The following is a 7845-nucleotide window of genomic DNA, read 5'->3' as shown; positions in this document are numbered from 1 at the left end:
GCCGGCGGCGGCTGCCTGCCGCCTCCGCCCCCTCCGTGCTGCGGCTCGGGCGGCGGCAATGTGAACGTCAACGTGAACGTCAATGCGAACGCCAGCGCCAACGCTTCGGCGCGCGCCTGGGCCGGATCGCGAGCAGGCTCGACGGTCATCGTTGCGGGCGGCGGCGGCGCTTACTTCAACGTCGATCAGCCCTATCCGACCACCATCCAGGGCCTGAACGTCCAGGGCGGGATGCAGTCGGTGCGCGTGCCCTTCACCGCCACGCGCCGCATCGAAAAGCAGGTCGTGCTGCAGGCCGTCTGCATCGACGACCGCAATGTGCCGCACCCCGCGTCCCAGGTGACGCCGGGCCGCGACGTCGCCAACAGCTATGACGGCGAACTGTATCGCTGCCTGGCGGGCACGAAGCTGCAGTGGACCATCAGCGACGCCGAAGGCGCGCCGGGCGAGACCGTGGCCTGCAACAAGGGCGACGCCCTGTGGCACGGCGCGGGCGGGCGTCTGGAATGCCGTCCTGAAAAGCAGGCGCGTCAGTGCAACGAGCGTTCGCTGCTGCGTCGCTACGGCGCCGGCGTGAAGGTGCTGACCATGATGCGCGAAGAGACCTACACCGAGTATCGCGAGGAAATGGTCGAGGGCGCGGCGTCCACGGGCATGATCATGATGGACGGCGGGGTCGGCGGCCGGGTTTTCTGAACCGGCTGTTCAGCCTGGCGACAGGCGTAGACGCCTAAGGTCCAGGCATCGACTCTCCGTCGATAGGCCTAAACGACTGGGCCCCGTTCCTTGCGGAACGGGGCCCTTTCTTCGTCTAAGCCGTCTTACTGCGCGGCGCTGGCCGAGACGACCTCGGCCTTCCACGCCGTGTCCGGCTTCAGATACTGACGCGCTGCCGCCTGGATGTCGGCGGCGGTGAAGGATTCCAGGTCGCTGATGTGCGTCTGGATCTGCTCCAGGGAGGCGGGCTTGGCGGCCAGATCCTCCAGTTGACCCAGCCAGTATTCGTTACCGGCCTGGCTGCGGCGCAGGGACTCGATCACCGGCAGGCGGGCGCGGTTCAGCTCGTCCTCGCTGACCGGCTTGTCGCGCAGGTCGGCGATGATGGCGTCGACGGCGCTGAAGAAGGCGCCGAACTTCTCGGGCGCCGTGTCGGCCGTGATCGAGACGGAGCCATAGCCCCGGAACACGTCGGACGCCGAGGCGCGGACGCTGGGCGAATAGGCCAGGGCCTGCTTCTCGCGGATTTCGTCCAGGACGCGCAGCTTCAGCACCTCGGCCAGGATGGCGGCACGGCGCGACTCGGTGCGATCGTTGACCGCATCCGTGGTCGGCCAGGCGATATAGGCCAGGCCCTGCTCGGCCGGACCGGCGTGGGTCAGGCGGATCGGCTGGGCCGTCGGCGCCGGGAAGCGGCGCTGATCCGAACCGGCCATCGGCTGGGCGGCCGGAGCGCGGGCGGGCAGGGCGGCGAAGGTCGAGGCGACCGAGGCGACGGCGTCCTCGACCTTCACGTCGCCGACCATGACGATGTCGATCGGGCCGGAGGCCAGGCCCTGAACCACGCCTTGCTTCAGCTCATCCAGGGTGAAGGCCGCGATTTCCTGCGGCGAGGGCATGGATTCGCGCTTGTCGCCGCTGGCCAGCAGGCCGCTGGCCTGAAGGCTGAAGGCGCCGCTGGGGGTCGCCATCTGCTGAGCCATGAACTGCGGCAGGACGGCCTTGATCTGCTCGAACGGCGCCGGGCGCAGGCCCGGATCGGTCAGATAGGCGGCCAGCACCTGCATCTGCAGTTGCAGATCGGCCGGGCGAGTGGCGCCCGACAGCTGATAGGCGTCGCCGTCGATGGCGAAGCCTGCGCCGTAGATCTTGCCGGTCAGGACGCGGTTCAGTTCGTCCGCCGTCAGCTTGCCCAGACCGCCTGCCGTGAAGACCATCGGGGCGAGGGACTCGGAGGTGAAGCGGTCGGTCGGCAGACCCATTTCGCCGATGCCGGTGCGGACCGAGATCAGGATCTGCTGATCCTTGAAGGCGGTGGGCTTGACGGTCAGACGCACGCCGTTGGGGAAGGTGACGACGGTGGCGCCGACAGCGGCGACTTCGGTGGTCGAGGCTGGCGTGGCGGCGGCGCCGAAGTCGGCGTAGGGCCATTCCAGTTCGACCTGGGCGGCCGGGGCGGTCACGGGGGTGGCGCGGCTGGCTTCCAGCAGGGCGGTGACGCCCGCCTCGCCGCCCTCGATCGGTTCGGGCGTGATGACCAGGGCAAGCGGGCCCTGACCTTCAAAGGCGCGCTTGACCTCGGCGCTGACCTGTTCCGCCTTGAGATCCTTCACCGCGGCCTCGAACAGGGCCAGGTCAGTGGCGGGCGCTGAGAACACCTTGTCGTCGTTGGCGGCGCCCAGCAGGGCGTTGGCCAAAGCCGGGGTGCTGCGCGTCGCTGCGGCCTGAACGGCGTTTTCCAGCGCGGTGCGGGTGTTGGCGACTTCGCGATCCAGTTCGACTTGCGAGACGCCGAACTGCACCAAGCGGCGCTGTTCCTGCTCGATGGTCTCCAGCGCGCGCTTGATGCCGCCGGGGTTGAAGGCGGCCGAGACGCTGCCGAGGTCCAGGGTCTTGAACAGAGTCCCCTGGCCGCCGCCGGCGCCGATGAAGGGCGGGTTGTCGGCGCGGGCCAGTTCGCCCAGGCGACGGTTCAGCACGGCCATGCCCAGGTTCTGCAGCAGGGCGTCGCGACGCTGTGCGGCGGTGTCGGGATCAAGGTCGGGGTTGCGGATCCAGTTCAACTGGACCGAGGACTGCACGCCCGGCTCGACCAGGATGCGGGTCTCGGGCTGGCGCGGGGCGACCTGTCCCAAATCGGGCTCGGGACCGTCGGCGGCCTTGGGCGTCCAGTCCGAGAAGGTCGCCTTGATCTTGGCTTCCATCTGATCGACGTCGAAGTCGCCGACCGCGATCATGGTGGCGCGCTCGGGGCGGTAATAGGCTTCGTAGAACTCGACGAATCGCTCGCGCGGGGCGCTGCGGATGATGCTGAGGTCGCCGATCGGCAGACGGTTCGACAGACGCTGGCCGGGCGCCAGCAGGGCGATCTGCGCCTTCAGCGAGCGCAGGGCGGGGGTGTTGCGCAGGCGCTCTTCACCCTCGATCACGCCGCGCTCGGCGTCGATGTCTTCCGCCTTCATCAGGGCTTCGGAGACCTGTTCGCGCATGATCCGCAGCGAGGTGTCGACGGTCTCGTCGTTGGTGCGCGGCAGCTCCAGCGTATAGGCGGTCTGGTCGAAGCTGGTGAAGGCGTTGGTGTCGGCGCCGAAGGCCAAGCCCAGGCGTTCCAGAATCCGCAGCAGCTCGTTTTCAGGCACGTTCGTCGTGCCGTTGAAGGCCATGTGCTCCATGAAGTGAGCGAGGCCCAGCTGGTCTTCGTTCTCCATCAGCGAACCGGCCGCGATCCGCAGGCGCAGCGACGCCTGACCGGGCGGGGTGGCGTTCTTCAGGATGGCGTAGCGCATGCCGTTGGGCAGGACGCCGAAGCGCACAGCCGCGTCGGCGGGAATGTCGCTGGCCGCCTGGGCCCAGGGCCTGGAAGATTGGGCGTCCTGCGTCGCGACCGCTGACGGCGGGGTCAGGGCGACGGCGGGAAGCGCGGCTCCGCCCATCAGGGCGAGGCTGGACGCGGCAAGCAGGAGCAGGCGGCGAGGGGATCGCATTCAGTAGTCTCCGCGACGTGCGAGCGGGCGGCCCCCGGGACTGATTGCGGCCCTGCACGTAAGACAGGCGCGAAGCTTCTTCAGCCTCGCGCCTGTTCACGGTGACAAACGAACTTGACTACCTCAAGTTACCGAAAGTTAATTTCCCGGATTGGTGACGTAGAAGCTCGCCGTGTTGCCGACGGCGTTGGCGCCCGCGACGACGTTGCGGCCCCAGCCGTTGATGTTGGTCGTCGCCGTCGCCCGCACGTCGCCCATGTTGGTCTGGCTGTTGCGCACGTTCAGGTCGCTGCCGCAGGTCGAGCAGCCGAAGCCGGTGACGGCGTTGCCCGCCGCATTGGCGCCGACGTAGGCGTCGTAACCGTTCTGACCCGTGAAACCGGCGCTGGCGGTGACGCCGCCGGTGTTCATCTGGGTGTTGTCGATGCTGACATAGATGTCGTTGTTGCCCGCATGAACCTCATTGCCCACGGCCTCGGCTGTCGAATGGGCGGCGCCGAAGTCATAGGAGCTGAGCTCGGTGCGCGAAAGCACTTCCGCCGCGTTCTGCTGATCCACGTCCACGACCAGCGAACCGCCCTGGTTGTAGAAGGCGGCCTGGTTGGAGGCGGCGCGGCTGCGCGCGGCGATGTCCCAGGCGTTGCCCGCCCACACGCCGGTCCAGGCGGTGACGCCGGCGCCCGAGGCGTTCTGGCTGACCGACAGGTTCTGGTGCGAGTTCGGCGTCGAGGTCGCCTGCACGGCGTTGGCCGAAGCCTGACTGCTGAAGACGGCCGGCGCCGGGGCGTAGGTGAAACGGGCTTCGTTCTCGGCGTAGATTTCGCCGGTCGAGTTCTGATCGGTGCGGCCGGTGACGCCGCCGCGCTGTTCGCCCGTGCCGCTTGCGCCCAGGGCGACGGTGTTGCCGATGGCGTCGGCCGAGACATGGCCGCCGTAGTTCAGGCGAGCGCCGGTCTCCACGATCTGGCTGCGCGCCGTGACGTCGCCGTTCAGATTCTGACCGGCGTCGACGTCGATGCCCGTGTTGACCGCAGTGACGGCCAGATAGTTGCCGCGCGCCTGGGTCACGCTGTTCACATAGCCGGTCTCGCCGCGCAGGGTCAGGGAGGTGTCCGCCACGGCGGCGCCCTGCATGTCCTGGGTCGAGTGGATGTCGGCGGCGCGGCCGTCGGCGCCGCCGGACAGGGCGTTGCCCATGGCGGCGTTCGACACGGCGACGTTGTCGCTGACGTTGACGACGTTCAGGCGTTGACCGCTGATGACGTCGCCCAGGTTGAGCTGTTCATTCAGGACTAGCCCGCGATCCTGAGCGGAAGCCTCAGCGGCCGCCGCCACGCACAGCGCTGTCGCGGCGATCGTGCCAGCGAGACGGGTCGGCGCGAGTTTGGCCATTGTTCGTGTCCGTGTTTGCGTAAGCGGGATAGTAGCCGCCGGTGGCGCCGACCGGGCTGTCGCCCAGCGGGTCATTGGCGGGGTTGAGGCAGATTTCCGGGCCGGGGGCGCCGTACAGATTGGCCATGAATTCGACCGTGGCGCGTTCGACGAGGGCGCGAACCGCCAGCTGGACGGGCTCCAGGCCGCTGGTGCCGGCCGAGATGTCGAAGACGTTGCCGTTCAGGAAGTCGAAGACGCCCGCCGACACTTCGCGGCCGACGATCTGCTTCTGATAGGAGACGACGTCCACGACCTCGAGGGTGGTGGTCTGCACCAGGCGCAGGTCGATCGCGACGTTCATCACGAACACCTTGCCGGTCAGCAGGCCCGAGCCGCCGTTCTGGCCCACTTCGCCGCCGGCGATGTCGAAGCCGCCCGAGCGGATGTTGTAGTTCACCTCGGTGATGCCGCCGACCACATAGAAGTCCGAGCCCGGCACCTGACCGGCCAGGATGCGGCGGAAGGCCGCGTCCTGGGGCGCGCCGTTCGGCACGTCGTCGCCGATCAGCTTGTTGTTGGCGTAGCGCAGCTCAAGCTCGGACACCGAGGTGTCGTAGCGCTCGACGATGCGGGCGCCGGCTTTCGCCAGGGCGGTGTTGGCCATCAGGGACGCGCCCTGGGTGATCTGGCGGCCGCCGTCCGAGGAGATGGAGCCGGTGTAGTCGCTGATCCGGCCCACCGCCATGCGCGGCGAGGGCAGGTTGTAGCGGCGCGCATAGTCGGCCAGGCAGTACAGCGCGGTCGAATAGGGCGTCGGGTTCGACGTGACCGGCGCATTGCCGATCGGCTTGGCGTACTGGCCCGAGGGACCGGCCGAGGTGGCGCAGCCGCTCAGCAGAGCAGCAGCGGCGGCGACGCAGCCGAGGGCGCGCACGGGCGAGCGACGGATGGCGGAGATGTTCATGGACGGGGCCCGTTCAGGGTGGTGCCGGCGTTGATGGCGCCGTTGTTGGTCTGGTTGGAGTTGACGACGACCGTGTTGCGGTTGCCCTGGACGACCACATTCAGGTTGTTGCCGATGGCGGTGGAGCCGCCGATGTTGGTTCCGCCGCCTGAGCCGACGCCGCCGTTGAGGTAGCTCGACGAGGCGTTGCTATCGCTGCGCGAATAGGCGCTGCCGTTCTGCTGAATGATGCCGTCGACGACCAGGCGATTGCCGTTGGCGTCGCGGGTCGTGCCGCGGCTGGCCTGGGCCGTGGTGTAGCGCGAGGCGCCGTAACCGGCCTGGAATTGGCCCGCTCCGGCCGAGCCGGTCGACTGCGCGACGGCCGAGCCGGCGGGCAGGACCGCCAGGACGGCGGCGGCCGCTACGGCCATGAGTGTCAGGCTATGAGACGACATAAGGCGCTCCCGAGAACTTCTGGAACGGCTCACGCAATGACCGTGCCATACCGTTTCAGTGTCGTATTGGCGCAAAACGGCGTCTTGAGATCGGATGCGACTGGCCCCATCAAGGGCGAATGTCCCAATCTGACGCCCGTTCGCCGCGGCCGCCGCGCGAAAAGATATTCAACGCGCCCTTCCTGCCTCTGCTGATCGCAGCATCCATGCCGGTGCTCTTTTACTTGCAGGAGCGGCTTCCCGATCAGGGACTCTCCATGGCCTTCGTCCCGGCGGAGCTGTGGCGCGGACAGTGGACGGGCCTGTTCACCTCCATGCTGCTGCACGGCGGCTGGGCCCATGTGACGATGAACGCCGTGGGGGCTCTGGCCTTCGGCGCGCCGGTCGGGCGGCTGATGGAGCGCGGGCCGGGGCCGCTGGTCTTCATTCTCTTCTATATAGCGGCGGGCGCCGTGGCGGCGCTGGGCTATGGCCTGGTGCATCCGAACAGCATGGCGCCGCTGGTCGGAGCTTCGGGCGCGGTTTTCGGCCTGATCGGCGCCGCGACCCGGTTGATGGGCGGGCATGGGCGAGTCCTGCCGCTGTTTCATCCCATGGTTCTGAAAGCGTCCGCTGCGTGGATGGCGGTGAATCTCATTGTGGGCCTGATCGGCCTGGCGCCGGGCGCGGACGGCGCCCGCATCGCCTGGGAAGCGCACGCCGTCGGCTTCCTGTTCGGTATTCTTGCCATAGGCCCCATCGGCGGCTGGTTCGCCGCGCGCCGTGATTTGCCTATCGGCGGCGTCTGAGCGAACCTGTCCGCCTTGCGGCCGGTCCGCGACGCCCGCGGACGACGGCCTGCCCATAAGGAGGAAGTCGCCATGCTGGTCGCCGAGATTCTCAAGGGCAAGGGAGACGCCGTCTTCACCCTGGTGCCGGACGCCTCTCTGAATGACGCCTGCGCCGAACTGGAGCGACGCCAGGTCGGGGCGCTGATCGTCTGTCAGGACGCAAGCGTGGTCGGCGTCCTGTCAGAGCGCGACATCGTCCGCGCCATCTCCCGCGACGGCCCCGAGGCGCTGAAGCGTCCCGTCTCCCATTATATGACGAGCGAAGTGGTCTTCGCCGATCCGGCCGAAACGGTCGAGGCGCTGATGGCGCGCATGACCGACCGCCGAATCCGCCATCTGCCCGTATTGCTGGACAAGCGGCTGGCCGGCGTCGTCTCGATCGGCGACGTGGTCAAATGCCAGATCGCCCAGGCCACGCAGGAAGCTGAGAGCCTGCGCACCTATATAGCGGCGGGGTAGGGCGCGGGCTCGTCCTGTGCATAAGCGCCCGTTCTGTGGATAGATCGGGAAAGCCGCTTTTGCCGCTTGCCAGTTCGAAG

Annotated in this window: 7 protein-coding genes; 3 read left to right on the top strand and 4 right to left on the bottom strand. The window is 68.2% G+C overall.

Annotated elements, in window-relative coordinates:
* A partial coding sequence (locus BDIM_RS00060; protein WP_248601194.1) for a hypothetical protein occupies window positions 1-696 on the top strand: 696 nt, incomplete at its 5' end.
* 125 nt (window positions 697-821) lie between these two features.
* On the opposite strand, the gene BDIM_RS00055 is transcribed toward BDIM_RS00060, so the two are convergent.
* The 4 genes from BDIM_RS00055 to hfaA all read right to left on the bottom strand — a co-directional run bounded on the left by BDIM_RS00055 (window position 822) and on the right by hfaA (window position 6452).
* Complete coding sequence (locus BDIM_RS00055) at window positions 822-3701, bottom strand: M16 family metallopeptidase (protein ID WP_040344419.1); 2880 nt, start codon at window positions 3699-3701, stop codon at window positions 822-824.
* A gap of 138 nt (window positions 3702-3839) precedes the next feature.
* Window positions 3840-5093, bottom strand: coding sequence for a holdfast anchor protein HfaD (gene hfaD / locus BDIM_RS00050; protein ID WP_050796548.1), 1254 nt, complete (start codon window positions 5091-5093; stop codon window positions 3840-3842).
* Entirely contained in the window at window positions 5020-6039 is a 1020-nt protein-coding gene (hfaB, locus tag BDIM_RS00045) for a holdfast anchoring protein HfaB (RefSeq protein ID WP_003163501.1), read from the bottom strand. Before hfaB ends, hfaD begins: the two co-directional genes overlap by 74 nt.
* A complete protein-coding gene (gene hfaA, locus BDIM_RS00040) occupies window positions 6036-6452 on the bottom strand; it encodes a holdfast anchoring protein HfaA (protein WP_003163500.1) in 417 nt (138 codons plus the stop codon). The genes hfaB and hfaA overlap by 4 nt, the downstream gene beginning before the upstream one ends.
* A gap of 143 nt (window positions 6453-6595) precedes the next feature.
* Here hfaA and BDIM_RS00035 point away from each other — a divergent pair, with 143 nt between their 5' ends.
* Both BDIM_RS00035 and BDIM_RS00030 read left to right on the top strand, forming a co-directional pair.
* Window positions 6596-7264: a rhomboid family intramembrane serine protease gene (locus tag BDIM_RS00035; protein WP_003163499.1), complete on the top strand. Its 669-nt coding sequence runs from the start codon at window positions 6596-6598 to the stop codon at window positions 7262-7264.
* A gap of 72 nt (window positions 7265-7336) precedes the next feature.
* Window positions 7337-7765, top strand: a complete 429-nt coding sequence (locus BDIM_RS00030; protein WP_003163498.1) for a CBS domain-containing protein — start codon at window positions 7337-7339, stop codon at window positions 7763-7765.
* Window positions 7766-7845 lie beyond the last annotated feature (80 nt).

It is taken from the genome of Brevundimonas diminuta ATCC 11568, assembly GCF_000204035.1.
In the GTDB taxonomy this organism is placed as follows: domain Bacteria; phylum Pseudomonadota; class Alphaproteobacteria; order Caulobacterales; family Caulobacteraceae; genus Brevundimonas; species Brevundimonas diminuta.
The sequence above is the reverse complement of the archived record's forward strand: the minus strand, read 5'-3'. Positions and strand labels throughout refer to the sequence as shown.